Origin of the sequence: Acinetobacter sp. AOR43_HL (assembly GCF_027854635.1) — a bacterium.
In the GTDB taxonomy this organism is placed as follows: Bacteria; Pseudomonadota; Gammaproteobacteria; order Pseudomonadales; family Moraxellaceae; genus Acinetobacter; species Acinetobacter pittii.
In genome coordinates this window covers 1-16,312 of the sequence record NZ_JAKTHX010000020.1, presented here as the reverse complement: position 1 = coordinate 16,312, position 16,312 = coordinate 1, and the positions used below count along the sequence as shown (strand labels likewise).

Here is a 16,312-nt window from a genome sequence, read left to right as displayed (position 1 = left end):
ATAATGTGGTGCACAGATTATGTTACTAAGCCCCAGTGAGAACATTGTTCGTCTCACGGGGCTTTTTAACATCAATCTGCATTATGCGAATCTTGAACGCCAAGCGGTGAGGGAGGGAGAAGGAGCTTCGACGCCCGACCGACCGAGCCGCGGGGCGGAAGAGGAGTCCACGCTTTCTAATGGTGGACTCTAGTCCGATATTTCGGAAATTATTCGTCTTTACCCAGCACTTCCTGTCTGTATCTTATGACTTCTTCTGCCTTTAAATCCTTTAAGTGGTATTTGATAAGAGCGTGAATTACGTCACTTTCTGCCATCAGTGATTTTTTCTGTACGACGAATTTCATCAGTGTTTCTTTCACGTCTTCAACTTCTTCACTGCGTATTTTATAGACCTTGCTCATTTGTAAACGCCTTGTAACTAAATAACTAGGTAACTTTTTTAATATTAACTCGTTTTACGAGTTGACAAGTTACCTAGTAATTTTGTTTAATCTTTTAAACGCGGTTACTTGGTAACTTTTTTATGTTAGATCATATTTGCATTAACGCTCCATTCGAATCGAGCTTTTTTTCAGTCGATTCAGAAGGACGTTATTTTTTTGTAGATGTCGATCTGCATTCAATTGAAATACCACTTGCTTCGCGTTCAGTTCATAAGAATGACGACGGTTCTATTTCTGCTGCTGCTTTATTTCATCCCTATGAATCAGTGCCAACACACTACACAGGTATGGCAATGAAAGTGTTTTTCGATGCAAGTTATGAACCATACGTACAGATCAAGGCTTCGCCTGCAAAGCTGTTACAAGGTCATAACGTATTTGGAAGTGACAACATAGAGCAGGGTGCTATGGAAATGATCGGCTTTCTACATGAAGCCTATCCAGTCTTAGCAAGAATGCTAGATTGGCCTCGTGCTTGGGTATCACATATCGATGTGACTTATTCAGCACGTTTGAAAGACCAGAGCACGGCTAAAAAAGTTTTGGATTTCTTGAGTAATGTCAGTAATGGCCAGACTCGTTTAAGTAATAAGCGTTTCGATAGTTCAGTCTATTGGGGAGGTCAGACTTCAAGGCTTGTGAATCACAAGTGTTATATGAAGCATGATGAATTTATCGCTCAATTTGAAGAGTATAAAATGCTCGCAAAGAAAAATGATAAAGCAGCTCAACGAGTTGTTGAGGTCATGTCCAATTCGGATCTGATTAACTGGACTATCGGTCTTTTACGTTTTGAATCACGTTTAAAAAAGCGTTGGCTCGAACGTAATGGAATTCCTACCAATCTCTTTGATTTAATTAAGTTTCAACGTTCTAACCCTGATTTACTTCAAACACTCTGGAACAAAGCTACTCATAGCATTTTTGAAGCCTTGCGAGGTCAAACTATGAAATTAACAGATGATACAAGTGTACTTGAAGCCATTGAACGCTCAGAAGTTGTTATGACCAAATCTGGCAAGGTTTCTCACACTAAAGTACGTAATTTATTCGCGATGTTTTGTCTTATCCGTGAAAAAGGATTCGATGAGATTAAAAATAATTACGGTAAGTCTCAGTTTTATAACCTAATTTCCCAATTGTGTGAATGTGGCTTTTCAAAGGCATATTTGCAGAACCTTCACGATGAGAAGGCATCAAACATCATTCCATTCGTAAAGCTCGTAGAAATCGACTTCAATCAACAATTGCCAAACTGGTATGAAGAGCCAGTTTCGCAGTTTAACTACAAAATCGCATAGGTGAGCAAATGAACAATTCACAACATCCAATTATGACAGTTACAGGTATCCGTAAATCCGCGGGTGATTTCCAAGATCAGTCAACTGGTAAAGAAATCAAGTTCTCAAATACGGTTGTAACTGTACTTCAAGAATATTCAGAAAAAGAAAAAGAACAAGGCGCAATCGGTTTTAAATCGACTGACTACAAGATTAAAGGCGCTCAGTTCTTCAATGATTATCTTCATCAGGAATTACCAAACAAAGCTAAGTTGATCTTTGATTGGGATTTCACAGGCAAACAACCAAAGGCTGTATTAGTAGCTTTGGATTTTGATGTTGTGGAAGCAGCGTAATAAAGCTATACGAATCAAAGTGTTAATAATAAAACACTTCGTATAATGTATAATATGTAAATAAATCAATAACTTAGAGCAATTATTAGTATGAATATTATAGCAATGCTAGGGGATAATCAAGCGGAGTGCCCAAAGTGCCTCTCTCTATTTCATTGGCAGTATTTGCATTTTCATATGTCTAAGTGTGAGGGTTAATTAATGACTGAATTAGAAAATGCTCGAATTGTGACTGAGTTACTTAACTCATTATCGCCACTATTCATTGCTGTATTCATCTTGGGTCTTCTCACAGGTGTTTTCTTTTTTGGTCGTCTTATTGATTCTATTGACCGCTTAGGGGAGCGTTTAAGACGTCCTAAGCGTATACGTTTTCGAAATATGAATGGTCGTCATGAACGTGGTGACAGTTTCGAATATTTGTATTTGTTTAAGGGTGAATATTTCACTTTAGAACAACAACAATTTTTAAAACGTCAAGCACTTCAGCGTCTTAGAAATAAAGGGAAATAATCATGGACGTTTACGTTTGCTCAGCTATTGAAATCGTTAATAACGTGCAGACGTGTACGGCTTATGTGCCTTTATCTATTGCTCAGGTCTTCAATGGCTTGGCAATAACGCAAGCAGATTCTATCGCTATATCAAAAGCTATAGCGGAGATATGCGGTCTTTTGATCGCTTACAGCTTCATTATGAAAGCTGCAAAACTAGCCTAAATAGGAGAAACATCATGGCTTATTCAAACGTAACACCAATGACTCAACAAGCTCATCAAAAAACTTGGTTCCAAAAATTCCGTGGTCGTTTTGCTGCGGGTACAGGTTTAATTCTTGCGGGTGCTGGTACTGCACATGCTGAGGGTTTAACTGAGGTGGGGACTGCAATTACTGGTCAGCTCACAGCATCACAAGCAATCATCATTACTGTTTTGGTTGCTGCTGCGACTATTACAGCAATCATTATCGGGTATCGAAAACTTAATAAAGGCGCTAACGCTGCTTAAAAACTAGCCCCTTCGGGGGCTTCCTTATTTTGGGGTGATGTATGCCAGAAGCTTCAATTTTTTATTGGATTTTACCTATAACAATAGTGGTGGTCACATGGGTCGTTATAAAAAATATCTAACTATATTATTGATGTTTAGCATACACATGATGCCTTTTAATGCTGTCCGTGCTTCGACTGCTGCTGATGGCTGGTCTATTAGCAAGCGGTTAGTGCAAGGTGCTACGACATTTTATGATGGTGCTAAAGAAGTTGTTTTGAATGGTAAGACTTATGCAGCTAAGGGGACTGCTGCAATTACGCCAACCGTTTCCCAAGTTTCAAAGATGATTGTAAGGACGGGTGCTGTCTTAGCTGTTGATCTTGCAATTAAAGCTCTAATTGACGGTGTTGAGTACGTCATGGATCCTGCAAACAACAGAGTTAAATATAATGCCCCCGGTGAGGTTGGGGACTGGATGGTCAATGGTATTGTGTATCCAGATATGACTCTTGATCAAGCATGTAGTGCTGCTCGTCCTTCATATTTGCATCACAATGGCTCAACTTGCAATTACGGAACTAAAGACCCTGAAGTTATTCAAGCATCTTGGGCTTATGCTCTTGTTAGTTCTACTACAACTGAAGAAAGATATTTACCTTACGATGCTGTAGCATCTCAAATCATTGGTGATGCTGCGGGAAAAGAAGATGCTAAAGCCTACGTTTCATCTGTTGCAGACACTGCTTTAGATAATGATGAACAAAGACAAATTGTTCCACAATCTGAAATTGTTAATCAGCTAAATCAGTCACAATCTATTCCGACTTCGAACACGGCTCAAGGGCAAGCTGTACCTCAAGCAAATCCCGATGATCCTACAGCACCTAAAGCTCCACCGACTGACATTGCATTAAATTTCCCTGTGTTCTGCGATTGGGCACCTTCAGTTTGTCAGGCTGCGAATGCTGTTATTAATTTTCCTCGGACATTTGCAAGTTGGGAAAAGTCTGTAACTGATTGGGTTAAGGAACCTTCAAACTCAAGTGATAAGCTCGAATTTAATGAGCCTAATATTCCTGAGCCAGACACCCAAATTAACTTTGCAACTGGTTGTCCCGAAAAAATTCCTCTTTCATTTTCTTGGAATGGTCAGACTCTTGATTTTTCATTTGATTTCACAATCTGGTGTCAGGCTATATCAACCTTTGTTTATCCAATTGTTGTGTCTCTTGGTGCTTTGCATGCTCTCTATATAGTTTCGGGGGTTCGTCAAGATGGCTAGTTTATCGACTTTATTTGCTAGTGCTAATCGTGGATTTATCAAAAATATTCTTGTTGGTTCTGGTTTGATGTTGGGTACTGCTGGTGTCTCTTTAGCCATTATTAGCACGATGATTGAGCACTTTAAAAGTTCTGTATATCAACTTCCTTCAGTGCTTTTACAGATGGCTAGTGTTACTGGATTACACATTTATTTTTCTTTGGTACTCGGTGCAATTGTCACAAAGCATTTTAGACAATCTTCACCATTACATTTAATGAAGTCAAAATAATAAGATAGGAAATTAAATCATGTTGCACTTAGTTACGGGGACGCCTGGAGCATCTAAAACGGCTTTTGTTGTCACTCAGTTAGATAAATTGGAACGTTCCAATTTTATTAATGTACGCAAAAATAAGACTATATTTGAATTTAATAAACCATTGTTTGAGAAGTTCAAGGAAGAATTTCTTTATTATTCTTATGAGCAGGGTTCGGGTTCTGCTCGTAAAACAATTATTGAACCTTTAACAGATGATTACTTTTTATTCTTAAATGAAGATTTTGACGATTTACGTCCAGATGATTACTTTAAGAAAACAACTCAATACAATGAAATTGTAGACCGTATCAATGATATACATGGTCCTCAAAAGTTCGAATTATTGCAACCTGTACGTACCATTTATACAAATATTAAAGCCTGCAAGATTCCTTATACTAGACCATTGATTCATGATTGGCGTGATGCCCCAGATGGCTCTGTAATCGTAATTGACGAGATTCAGCTTGTAGAACCATATAAGAATAAAAAGTCCGAAGATCCTATGATTATGGAATTAACGATTCATCGTCATAGAGGTTTTGATTTCTATATCATTACTCAAGCTACCCGTTATTTACATCCTGCTGTAAAAGAGTTGATCGGTTGTCACTATCACATTACTCGTCCTTGGGGGTGGACTCCGAAAGTCTATCAATACGGATCGGCTCGTGATAATCCTAACGCTTTAGTGAATAAAATTAATTGTGAAGCTAAATTCACTTTTAAACCTGCTGACCGTATTTTCACGCTTTATAAATCAACAACGATTAATACGCATAAAAAACGTATTCCGAAATTTATATTTTTTATTGGTGCTGTCGTCATTGTGATGGTTGGGCTTTTTTTTCATTTCGCGACTAAAGACAATGTTATTTATGATCAGGTTACTGGTAAGCCTGTTCCTCAACCTAAAGCTAATCAGGCATCTACAACCACACAGGCTGCTACAACTACTAAATCAGAGTTTAATGCTGATACTGAATGTAGAAAGGCTGCTAATGTTGAAAAGCCTGAATGTGTTAAATGGTTTAATGACATTTCTAAAAATGGCTCTTCTGTAGTTCCTGCACAGCAAACAACGACAAACCAAGTCTCATATAACCCATCTAAACCGTATGATGATCAGATTCAAAAGTCTGTTTCTTATCAGGTGAGCGCTAAACCCGTTTTTAGTGGCTGTGTTAAAAAGAATGGGCGTTATCTTGCTTATACCCAACAAGGTACGATTCTGCACGATGTAAGCAGCTCTGACTGCAAGAAGCTTATAGATCAGGGTGATAGGCCATTTAATTACTTTAAGCAAGAACAACCGCAAATCGCTAATCAACCACAACTAGAACCACCAGTTAGGACTGTTCAAGAAGAAAAGCCAATAACAGCAGTTATTTCATAGATTTAAATTTCTTTTCTCTGATTACAAAAACCGTCTATTTGATGTAACGTAGTGTCATAAAGGAGTGTCTTCAGGGGAATTGAGACACATCGCGTATAACAATTGATTTAACGTATTTTTCGAGTGTCTCAAGGCGTAGTCTAGACACTCCGACTAGGGGATATATGATGCAGTTTTCAGATTGGGTTCAACTTATATTTATGGTCTTTTTGACTGTAGCAATTATTATTAAGTTTACTGTGTCTTTTCATCGTGATCTTAGATATCAGCAAGATGATGATCAATATATCCCTTAAGTTGCCCTTTTTAAGCTGAAATGATTTTATGAAAAACTGAAATTTTTCATAAAATTTTCAGCATATTTTTTAGTGTCTGAAAGTTCGCATAATGTATATTATGTTAAATAAGAGATTTAAAAACCTACCATATATAAGGCTCTGGCTACTCTACGTTGCTTACGCCGTTTATTCTTTACTACACTAAATTCGCAGCTTAGTATCTATTGCTCAAGCAACTTACTAAACGCCTAAGCTGGTTCTATTGGATGCTTAGTATTAAACCCTATTTCTAATCTTAACCAGAATAATTTTCTAGACAACTTTCTGTAAGTTGTCATTACACTTTATTTGCGACTACTGGCTGCTATACAGATTTCTTTTTCTAAATCGCCTTTTAAGCCTCAAAACTTTTAGCCTGTTAAATTAAAAACTGAAACCTAAATCATTGTATGCTATTGAAATTTAAATAAAATATTAAAAAAAACCCTTTATATACGTGAAAAAAAACAATATAGTACGTGTATGCAGCTGTTGTTTAAGTTTAGTTCAATGGTAGATCTCCATTCATATACAACATAGCCATACAATTAAAAAAAAATAAGATGCTGATCCCAAGCTCTCTTTTGACATTTTCTCTTTAAATTCTTATTTAAATGTCATATCTAATCCAAGCAAGATTCATAAAATAATTTTTATAATTTAAATAATGGATAATTAAATATGGATCGTTTTAAAACTATTTTACTTATTGCAAGCACATGTTTAACAACAACTATTTATGCAAAACAACAAGTCGTTTGTGTGTATGACCCCATTGGTAAATCGGGAGATGCTTTCGCTTTAGCCAAAGACTATGCACTTGAAGCTAAAAATTGGGGTGCTGATCTATCTTTAAAAGCATATGTAGATGAACGCGTTGCGGCTGAAGATTTAAAAGTCGGTAAGTGTGATGGCGCTATTATTAGTGGTTTACGTGGCCGTCAGTTTAATAAATATACAGGATCTTTAGATGCAGTTGGCGCATTAACAAATATGAAAACGGCAATTAATGCCTATAAGCTGTTGTCTTCACCAATGGCCGCAAAAAACATGGTGGTAGGCCCTTATGAAATTGCAGGTTTAGGCACAATTGGCCCTGCATACTTATTTGTAAATGATAGAAGTATCAATACACTCGCTAAAGCTGCTGGTAAAAAAATTGGGGTATTTAAATACGATGAAGCCCAACCCAAGCTTGTTCAACATGTTGGTGGTCAGGCTGTATCGGTAGACGTGACTAATGCTGGTGCGAAGTTTAACAACCATGAAATTGATATTGTGCCCGCTCCTATTGTGGCATTTAAACCTTTTGAACTACACAAAGGTTTAGGTGAGAAAGGAGCAATTGTTCGTTTTCCTTTAACTCAAATTTCAGCAAACTTCATTATTCGTAAAGACCAGTTTCCAGCAGGTTTTGGGCAAAAGTCTCGAACTTGGGTAGCCAGCCAACTCAATAGAACGTTTGGCATTATTGCTAAATATGAAAGTGATATTCCTTCAAAATATTGGATGGATATTCCTAAAAATGAACAATTAAACTATATGAAGATGATGCGCGAGGCACGTATACAGCTAACCAAGGCAGGTATTTATGACCCTAAAATGATGAACTTTTTGAAAAAGGTAAGATGTAAAGAAAATCCTAGTAACTTTGAATGTGCGTTAAATGATGAATGAACACTCAAAACATATGCACATCTCATTTTAAGAGGCTCTACCCTCAGTTATTCATTTCCTCGCGGGCTTGTTGTGGTGTTTTACCCGACCACTCTTTATAAGCCCGTGTAAATGGGCTGTGCTCGGCATAACCTAACAGTAAGGCTATTTCTACAATTTGTAGCCTTAGATCTTTTAAATACGATTTTGCCAATTCATAACGGACAATATTTAATTCTTTCCGAAAATTCGTACCTGCATCGGTTAAACGGCGTTGTAAGGTTCTACGTGAATAATTTAATCGCTCTGCAAGTTGTTCAATAGTTGGTTCGCCTTGATGAAGTAAGTAAGCAATCTGTTTACGGACTTGATCTGTAATTTCATCAATATGTGGCAGGCTTGCCAGTAACTTGTCGGCATGCTTTTCTAGTATGGCAACTAAAGCCGCGTCGGAGTTTTTAAGCGGTAGACTTAAGACTTCCTTATCAAAATGCATAAGTGCCACGGGTTGCTCAAAAAGTACAGGACAGCCGAAATATTCTTCATAAGGCTTAATATTTTCAGGCTGTTCATGAATAAAATGTATTTCTTTTAGTTTTACTTTTCCTCTAATGAGACTACGGCAAAATTGAACTATAACGGTACGGCCAGTTTCGTCCGATAAAGGGCCGACTTGCTCACCTTTTGTATCCCATGAAAGTTCTACATATTCAGTATGAATGTAAACAGTAGCAGGATAAACATCATAGACAAGCCGCTGATATCGTTCAAACCTATCTAAAACTGCCCCCAGATTTTCACAGGCAAGAAATACAGATCCTAAAACACCTAAATGCTGAGCTGTAATGGTTTGACCCACATGCAAACCAATAAAAGGGTCATTTAAATAATCTTTAGCAATAATAAGAAGATTTTCCCAATGGTCGATATCTACGCCTTCTAAATGATTTGAATCTGCTTTAGGCCACGGTTCACCCAGCACCTTTTCTGGGTCATGTCCTAGTTTTTCCAGATATTCAAATAATAACTGAACATAGATTTCAGAAATCCTTCTTCTATATAACGGCTTATTCAATCCATTCATTCCGTATAGTTCTAATTTGGCGCCAATTATCAATTAGTGTACTTAAAGCTTTTAAACAAAAGCAAATGACTAAACACACCTACTCAATCCAAATTTTGGCGCAAAGTGTCAAGCAATATGGCAGCTTTCATCAAGCCCTATCTCATTATTTTTCAGAAGATAGGGTTATAGCCAATATTGAGAAAAATACGATGGGTAAAAGTCTAAATAATGTGCCCCAAGCGCCACTTGATGTTCAGTTTAATTCAAATGGCTTGAAATGCAGTGCCTATTTATATCGTCCAGCGACCGAGGCCACTACACCAATTATTGTGATGGCGCACGGACTTGGCGGTACTCGTAGAATGCGTTTAACTGCTTTTGCAGAACGCTTTGTGGCAGAGGGTTATGCTTGTTTAGTGTTTGATTATCGCTATTTTGGTGATAGCGAAGGACAACCTCGACAATTACTAGATATAAAAAGTCAGCTCGAAGACTGGAAAGCCGCCATTGCCTATGCACGTAGCCTAGAAAAAATTGACCCAAACCGCATAGTTATATGGGGGACTTCTTTCGGTGGAGGCCATGTATTGGCAACAGCTGCTAATGATAATCGGCTTGCTGCTGTTATATCACAATGCCCCTTCACTGATGGTTTCTCATCCAGCATGGCAATGAACCCAATAACGACCCTTAAGCTCACGGGACTCGCTTTAAAAGACAAGATTGGATCAATGTTCGCCGCCAAGCCAGTCATGGTGCCTCTTGCAGCTCCAACAGGACATACAGCATTAATGAATGCACCTGACGCTTATTCAGGCTACCTCGCACTCATGCCTTCAGGTTCAAATATTCCGAACTATGTCGCTGCACGTTTTGTACTCGACATCATACGCTATTACCCGGGTCGTAAGACATCACGTATTCAAGCGCCCGTGTTGTTTTGTGTCTGCGATACCGACTCTGTTGCACCCTCAAAAACAACATTGCGTCATGCGAGCCATACACCCAATCATGAAATTAAGCACTACGCCGATGGTCATTTTGAAATTTACGTTGGAGAAGCTTTTGAGCGTGTTGTTCGTGATCAGATTGACTTTCTTAAACGCATCGTTCCCGTCAAGTAACAGTAAATTCAAAACGTTTGGAGAAAGACCATGAAATATGACCTTAACAAAAAAGTTGTTTTAATTACAGGAGCCGCTGGAGGGATTGGTGCAGCAACAGCCCGTGAATTTTATGCATTAGGTGCAAACTTGGTACTTACCGATATGCAACAGGAAGCTGTAGATAAACTTGCATCTGAATTTGAGGCATCTCGTGTTTTACCATTAGCGCTAGACGTTACTGATGCAGTAGCCACAAAAGATGTAGTCCAGAAAACAATAAAACACTTTGGACACCTAGATATAGCTTTCGCTAATGCAGGTATCTCATGGCGTGATGGTGCTTCGACAATTGCTAGCTGTGATGAAGCTGAGTTCGATAAGATTGTTGAGGTTGATTTACTTGGAGTCTGGCGCACAGTCCGTGCTGCCTTACCAGAGGTGACTCGCAACAAAGGACAAATCCTCATAACCTCTTCTGTTTATTGCTTTGTCAATGGAATGGCAAACGCTCCATATGCAGCTTCAAAGGCGGCAGTAGAAATGCTTGGACGCTGTCTCCGTACAGAGATTGCATATACCGGTGCAACCGCTAGTGTTGTCTATCCGGGCTGGACAGCAACACCGATCGCCAAGGTTGCCTTTGGGGGTAACCCTACTGTAACGAAGATGATTGAAGCAGCATTTCCGGCATGGTTACGCAAGCCTATTTCTCCAGAATATATGGCGCAAGCAATTGTAAAAGGTGTGCAGCGTCGCCAGCCACGCATTTTTGCTCCAGTGCGTTGGGTTCCGTTCTCAATATTACGCGGACTGTTTAGTACAGCTAGTGATGCAATGGTTGTACGCCATAAGAAGTTACAGGGATTACTTCAACAACTTGAAAGTGAATCTAAACCTATCCAGAAATAATCCATTGTCTTAAAGCCCATTTATAAAAATGTCTGGAAATCTGATATGTCTAAGTACAAATTAAAAGATAAAGTTGTGGTCATCACAGGTTCAACAGGTGGTCTAGGACTTGCGATTGCTCAGGCATTACAGGCCAAAGGTGCAAAACTAGTACTCCTAGATTTAGACCTTAGCAAAGTTGAAAATCAGGCAAAACAGCTAGGTGGAAAAAGCATTGCTGCAGGTTGGTTAGCCGATGTCCGCTCTTTAGAAAGCCTAGAAACGGCTATGGCAAATGCAGCTCAACACTTCGGTAAAATTGATGTGGTAATTGCAAATGCAGGCATAGCTACAACCGAAGCATTAGAACATATGGCTCCTGAAACCTTTGAGCGAACTATTGATATTAACCTTACAGGGGTATTTCGTACTTTTCGCGCAGCTATACCGTATGTAAAACAAACTCAGGGATATTTACTGGCTGTATCTTCAATGGCGGCTTTCGTCCACTCCCCGTTAAACACTCATTATACTTCGAGTAAAGCAGGCGTCTGGGCACTTTGTGACAGTCTCCGCTTAGAATTAAAGTATTCAAATATAGCTGTTGGTAGCCTTCATCCAACTTTCTTTAAGACCCCAATGATGGACAGTATTCAAAATGACCCAGCAGGTAAAGCTGTATGGAAAAGTAACTCTGGTATTTGGAAATATATCTCTATTGAAGAAGTTGTTTTAAGCGTAGTTGAGAGCATAGAACGGCGTAAAGATATGACAGTTGTACCTAAAATAAATACTCCGATTGCTAAAGCACCAGCATTGTTTAGAAATGTGATTGAGTTTCTAGGTTTCAACCGTAAACAGCTTAAACAAACCATGCTTTTGGCAGAAAAAAACCATAATTCATTTTAAGTATTTTGGGACACGGATGTTGTTGAGATATCCGTGTTCTTTAGGAAGCGTTATATGTTAAAAGTAGTTTCAGGTATATATACAGTTTGATTGTTATCAAACAAGCTTTTTATAATAAATCGCTGTGCCGTCATAGTTCCCATTTGAACTTAGTGCAAAATTCGGAATTACTCCCACACGAACAAATCCAATTTTGCTATATAAAAGCTCAGACACATCGCCTTCACGTGTATCTAAAACAAGTAAGCGCAGACCTTTTTCTCGTGCAAAATTTTCTAGTTCATTCATTAGTAATGTAGCTATTCCTTGTTTTCTTGCCGATCTAAGCACCATGAGTTTTTCAACTTCAGCTCTGTGAACGCCATTCTTTTTACTTACCAAAGACAACTGAACACTACCCACAATCTTTCCTTGTTGTATGGCAATCCATAGGCGGCTATTACCTTGTGCTAATTTATGATTGACCTCACCCCAATAATTTACGACTTCGTTCTTTTCTATCGGAGCCAGAAAACCTATTGAAGCTCCGCTATTGATAGAATCTTCTAACAATAGCGATAAGTCTTTTTCATAATCGCCAATTTCATTTATTTCTAAGATTTCAATATCTTTCATATTTTTTCTCAATTAGTTCAACTCAATCTTTTGCTAAATGCATATGCGGGGCAAAAATAAAGTGTCTAGGTTCTTGGTATTGCATAATTAATGAACGCAATTCGGTAATGAATGCCTCTGCTTCCTCTTTGTTAAGATTAATACCAAATGAACAACCACCATCATATCCAATTAAGTGAATAGTACCTTGGCTACAATCTGGTAAAAAAGGCGGATTTGAGTTACCACCCCAAGGTCTGTAGACAATTTCAATAATCTTTTGAGTATTAATATCCTTTGTTAACAATTTTTCCCCAAGACATTCTTTGGAAATGCGAAGATTGTTTTTGGAAATAAAAAATATTTCCTCGGCATTCTTAGCCAATCGTTTATTTTTTCTATATTCATAATGTAAGTAGAAAATAAATGGTAATACTAGAAATATTAAAACAAGTGTTAGGACACCATCATTCTCTGCATACACTTCATAAAAACCATATACAAATACAATGTCAAACAAAGTTATCGCTATACAATCCAAAGCTATTAGGTTTTTTATAAGCTCACCATTCATTTTTAAATGAATAGTAGTTCCCGCATCTGAAGTATGTGTTTCAAATTGATTTGGCATCCAATACTCAATTTTCTATGTTTATTGTTTAATAAAACCACTGTACTTATTGAATCTTACTTATTAGTACGGCGCTTAAAATTCGTTATTGCTGTGTATTATAAAATTACCTAACTAAATTTTATAGCGGTTTAAGAAAACTATACAGCACTGTCTACCCCTCTTTGCTATCATTCCGTCACTTCACTAAAATAAGAAGGAATAGTTTTGGCGACACCATATATAACTATAGGCTGTCCTACTACTGGCGGTGGTCAAGTAATCTCAGGGAATAGTATGTTCCTTATTGACGGTATTGCAGTTGCATGTGTAGGTGATAAAGCTACATGCCCAACTCATAAAGTCGTTGCAACTATTGTATCTGGCGATCCGTGCATGCAGATCTTTGGGAAAGCTGCTGCTCGAGTAAATGATTCACTCTCTTGTGGTTGTAAATTACTGCCTCAACAAAACTTGGTTGTTCAGGACAATGGTGGAGGTGCGGCATCATCAGCTTCAAAATCATCATCAGCTCCAATTTCACAGAAACAACCAGCCACAGACAGTTTTGTTAAAGATGAATATGAGAACTACTACATCGAGCAAAACACAACGAAATATGTAAAATTTACAAATGGTATTTTCCCGTACGATGAAGATAAGAAAAATATTTTTGGGGCAATTAGTCAGGCTGTTTCAGGTGTATGTACTTTCATAGTTACTTATATTCTAAAAGGGCAAGAACTTTTCGTGACAGTTTCGATGCTTCCTCCAACATTAAGCGGTGATGCTACAATTTTTCCATACGCAACACTTGATCTTGTGCATAACAATCAGAGTTTAGGAAAAATACGTTTGGAAAAGGGAAAAGGCGTTTGGTCAACAGAAAACTCTAAGGAGCCTGTAGGTCAGTGTAAAGTAACTCTACCTAAACCTGATTTATCAACTATAGAAGCAACTTTAACTATGGGTTATACAGCAAAATTTGATGGCGGCACTGTTCGACCAAACCCACCTCACACTCGCTTCTCTTTTACTTTAAATTCAGCATCAAGACGTAAATCATGAATAGAAAATTAATCAGTACTATTGTTCTCATTTCTGTGTTTGGAGTTACTGCTTGTAGCAAGGCATCAAATGAACAAACAAAGGTAGATACTACGAAAAACAGTACTCAAAACGCCAGAACTGAACTATCAGCAAGTGATAAAGCGATTTTAGATAGATATGAAACAATCACAAATGAAGTTGTGACTTCTGGTGAAGATGAAAAGATAAAACAAACTTTAGCACCTTTAATACCTGAAATTAAGAAAGTTACTGCCAAGAAACAAAGAGAAATGGCATTGATGAATATTTATATGCTGTCTGGTATGTATAAAGAGGCTTATGAGTTAAATGAGCAACAAATCAAAGAGAACCCCTTGCCTCAACGGATAATGTTTAGATGTACATTGCTTGAAAAATTAAATGAGACCAAAGTAAAAATTCAACAGTGCCACGAAGCTTCTGCCCAACTCATACAAACCGAATTGAGTAAATCTTCTAGCAAAAATGATCCCCAGTACAGAGACGCCGAATTTGTATATTTAACTGAAATGTATAAAGCTGGTCACACTGACTATAAAGCTAAAATACAAAAATTTATTGATGAAACTAAAGATGTCGCATCAAAAGATAGATATAAATCTTTATATGATGCAGATGTTGAGTCATTTTATGGTACTGATTCACCAAATTATGTACCAGAATCATTAAAGTAAAACTTAAGTGAAAAGCCCCGAATATTCAGGGCTGGGACTGTTCTAAATTTTGTGTAAGTACTTAATTTTCATTTATCCTTCAGAGGATAATTACAAAAGGTACTTCACATGGATGAAGCAACAATCAAAAGTATGGCTGCCGAATTGGCTAAAGGTCTAAAAACACCAGAAGACTTAAACCAAATGACAGCAGTCTTTAAAAAATTCATGATTGAAACTGCACTCAATACTGAACTTTCAGACCATCTCGGTTATGAAAAGCATCAGCCCAAGAAAGGCTCAAATAGCCGTAATGGGTTTAGTTCTAAAACCATTACAACTCAAGATGGACAACTGGCTTTAGATATTCCCCGTGATCGAGAAGGTTCATTTGAGCCACAAATTATCAAAAAGCACCAAACACGCATCACCAGTATGGATGACCAAATCCTCTCACTGTATGCAAAAGGAATGACTAATAGGGAAATTGTAGCCTTCTTCAAAGAAATGTACGATGCCGATGTGTCAGCATCTCTCATCAGCAAAGTTACCGATGCTGTGATTGAGCAAGTGACTGAGTGGCAAAATAGAGCCTTAGATAGCCTTTATCCTGTTGTCTATCTTGACTGTATTGTTGTCAAAGTCCGTCAGCACTCCAATGTGATTAACAAGTCCGTATACCTTGCTTTAGGCATCAATATGGATGGGCAAAAAGAATTACTGGGTATGTGGATTGCTCAGACAGAAGGTGCCAAATTCTGGCTGTCAGTCATGACAGAGCTAAAAAATCGAGGAGTACAGGACATTCTTGTTGCCTGTGTAGATGGATTAAAAGGCTTCCCTGACGCGATAGCCTCTGTTTACCCTCATACTGATATTCAACTGTGTATCGTGCATGTTGTACGCAATAGCCTGAGATTTGTAAGCTGGAAAGACTACAAAGCTGTTACGTCGGGTCTGAAAGCGATTTATCAGGCAAGTACAGAGGAAAATGCTTTAAAATCCCTAGACATCTTCTGTGATCAATGGAATCACCAGTATCCCAAAATTGGAGAATCCTGGCGGGCCAATTGGGAAAATATCCGAACGATCTTTAGCTATCCAGCCGAAATACGTCATGCAATTTATACAACAAATGCGATTGAGTCGTTGAATAGCGTAATACGCCATTCAACGAAGAAAAGGAAAATCTTTTCATCTGATGACTCAGTAAAGAAGGTCATTTACTTAGCAACATCAAATGCTGCGAAGAAATGGACGATGCCAATTCAAAATTGGCGTTTAGCAATGAATTGGTTTACGATTCAGTTCGATGATCGATTAAAAGATCATTTATAAAAAATGGAACTTACACAAAATAATTTACAGGCTC

Annotated in this window: 20 protein-coding genes; 16 read left to right on the top strand and 4 right to left on the bottom strand. The window is 38.0% G+C overall.

Features of this window, described 5'->3' with window-relative positions; genetic code table 11:
* Positions 1–209: 209 nt before the first annotated feature.
* Entirely contained in the window at positions 210–404 is a 195-nt protein-coding gene (locus tag MKL33_RS09000; RefSeq protein ID WP_017817109.1) for a hypothetical protein, read from the bottom strand.
* A 122-nt stretch (positions 405–526) separates the two neighbouring features.
* Here MKL33_RS09000 and MKL33_RS08995 point away from each other — a divergent pair, with 122 nt between their 5' ends.
* From MKL33_RS08995 to adeT1, 10 genes are all read left to right on the top strand, one after another.
* Positions 527–1,747 (top strand): phage/plasmid replication protein, II/X family, encoded by a 1,221-nt coding sequence (locus MKL33_RS08995; RefSeq protein ID WP_068551096.1) that lies wholly within the window; start codon positions 527–529, stop codon positions 1,745–1,747.
* Between the two features lie 8 nt (positions 1,748–1,755).
* Positions 1,756–2,082 (top strand): hypothetical protein, encoded by a 327-nt coding sequence (locus tag MKL33_RS08990; RefSeq protein WP_068551095.1) that lies wholly within the window; start codon positions 1,756–1,758, stop codon positions 2,080–2,082.
* A 201-nt stretch (positions 2,083–2,283) separates the two neighbouring features.
* Positions 2,284–2,595 carry a hypothetical protein gene (locus tag MKL33_RS08985; RefSeq protein ID WP_270906826.1) on the top strand — a complete coding sequence of 104 codons (312 nt, stop codon included), beginning with the start codon at positions 2,284–2,286 and terminating at the stop codon, positions 2,593–2,595.
* A gap of 2 nt (positions 2,596–2,597) precedes the next feature.
* Positions 2,598–2,801: a hypothetical protein gene (locus MKL33_RS08980; RefSeq protein WP_270906825.1), complete on the top strand. Its 204-nt coding sequence runs from the start codon at positions 2,598–2,600 to the stop codon at positions 2,799–2,801.
* Between the two features lie 14 nt (positions 2,802–2,815).
* Positions 2,816–3,088, top strand: coding sequence for a hypothetical protein (locus MKL33_RS08975; RefSeq protein WP_270906824.1), 273 nt, complete (start codon positions 2,816–2,818; stop codon positions 3,086–3,088).
* A gap of 97 nt (positions 3,089–3,185) precedes the next feature.
* Positions 3,186–4,355, top strand: coding sequence for a virulence factor TspB C-terminal domain-related protein (locus MKL33_RS08970; RefSeq protein ID WP_270906823.1), 1,170 nt, complete (start codon positions 3,186–3,188; stop codon positions 4,353–4,355).
* Positions 4,348–4,626 (top strand): DUF2523 family protein, encoded by a 279-nt coding sequence (locus MKL33_RS08965; RefSeq protein WP_270906822.1) that lies wholly within the window; start codon positions 4,348–4,350, stop codon positions 4,624–4,626. The genes MKL33_RS08970 and MKL33_RS08965 overlap by 8 nt, the downstream gene beginning before the upstream one ends.
* A 19-nt stretch (positions 4,627–4,645) precedes the next feature.
* Positions 4,646–6,052: a zonular occludens toxin domain-containing protein gene (locus MKL33_RS08960; RefSeq protein ID WP_270906821.1), complete on the top strand. Its 1,407-nt coding sequence runs from the start codon at positions 4,646–4,648 to the stop codon at positions 6,050–6,052.
* Positions 6,053–6,219: 167 nt separating this feature from the next.
* Entirely contained in the window at positions 6,220–6,348 is a 129-nt protein-coding gene (locus tag MKL33_RS08955) for a hypothetical protein (protein WP_270906820.1), read from the top strand.
* 702 nt (positions 6,349–7,050) lie between these two features.
* The gene (gene adeT1, locus MKL33_RS08950; protein WP_270906819.1) at positions 7,051–8,046 is read left to right on the top strand and encodes a putative multidrug efflux protein AdeT1; all 996 of its coding nucleotides are present in this window, start codon (positions 7,051–7,053) and stop codon (positions 8,044–8,046) included.
* A 43-nt stretch (positions 8,047–8,089) separates the two neighbouring features.
* Here the strand turns inward: adeT1 and MKL33_RS08945 are convergent, their stop codons facing one another.
* Positions 8,090–9,109 (bottom strand): AraC family transcriptional regulator, encoded by a 1,020-nt coding sequence (locus tag MKL33_RS08945; protein ID WP_270906818.1) that lies wholly within the window; start codon positions 9,107–9,109, stop codon positions 8,090–8,092.
* A 191-nt stretch (positions 9,110–9,300) separates the two neighbouring features.
* Between MKL33_RS08945 and MKL33_RS08940 the strand changes: the two genes are divergently transcribed.
* The 3 genes from MKL33_RS08940 to MKL33_RS08930 are packed head-to-tail and all read left to right on the top strand — an operon-like array spanning position 9,301 to position 11,994.
* Positions 9,301–10,215 (top strand): alpha/beta hydrolase, encoded by a 915-nt coding sequence (locus tag MKL33_RS08940; RefSeq protein ID WP_270906827.1) that lies wholly within the window; start codon positions 9,301–9,303, stop codon positions 10,213–10,215.
* Between the two features lie 30 nt (positions 10,216–10,245).
* Positions 10,246–11,106, top strand: coding sequence for an SDR family NAD(P)-dependent oxidoreductase (locus tag MKL33_RS08935; protein WP_270906817.1), 861 nt, complete (start codon positions 10,246–10,248; stop codon positions 11,104–11,106).
* A gap of 45 nt (positions 11,107–11,151) precedes the next feature.
* Positions 11,152–11,994, top strand: coding sequence for an SDR family NAD(P)-dependent oxidoreductase (locus MKL33_RS08930; RefSeq protein WP_270906816.1), 843 nt, complete (start codon positions 11,152–11,154; stop codon positions 11,992–11,994).
* A gap of 96 nt (positions 11,995–12,090) precedes the next feature.
* On the opposite strand, the gene MKL33_RS08925 is transcribed toward MKL33_RS08930, so the two are convergent.
* On the bottom strand, positions 12,091–12,609 hold the full coding sequence (locus MKL33_RS08925) for a GNAT family N-acetyltransferase (protein WP_270906815.1): 519 nt from the start codon (positions 12,607–12,609) through the stop codon (positions 12,091–12,093).
* 22 nt (positions 12,610–12,631) lie between these two features.
* Entirely contained in the window at positions 12,632–13,219 is a 588-nt protein-coding gene (locus MKL33_RS08920; protein ID WP_270906814.1) for a hypothetical protein, read from the bottom strand.
* A 207-nt stretch (positions 13,220–13,426) separates the two neighbouring features.
* On the opposite strand from MKL33_RS08920, the gene MKL33_RS08915 reads away from it, so the two are divergent.
* From MKL33_RS08915 to MKL33_RS08905, 3 genes are all read left to right on the top strand, one after another.
* Positions 13,427–14,266 carry a PAAR domain-containing protein gene (locus tag MKL33_RS08915; protein ID WP_032042791.1) on the top strand — a complete coding sequence of 280 codons (840 nt, stop codon included), beginning with the start codon at positions 13,427–13,429 and terminating at the stop codon, positions 14,264–14,266.
* On the top strand, positions 14,263–14,961 hold the full coding sequence (locus MKL33_RS08910) for a hypothetical protein (RefSeq protein WP_032042613.1): 699 nt from the start codon (positions 14,263–14,265) through the stop codon (positions 14,959–14,961). The genes MKL33_RS08915 and MKL33_RS08910 overlap by 4 nt, the downstream gene beginning before the upstream one ends.
* Positions 14,962–15,069: 108 nt before the next feature.
* The gene (locus tag MKL33_RS08905) at positions 15,070–16,278 is read left to right on the top strand and encodes an IS256-like element ISAba26 family transposase (RefSeq protein ID WP_000343018.1); all 1,209 of its coding nucleotides are present in this window, start codon (positions 15,070–15,072) and stop codon (positions 16,276–16,278) included.
* Positions 16,279–16,312 lie beyond the last annotated feature (34 nt).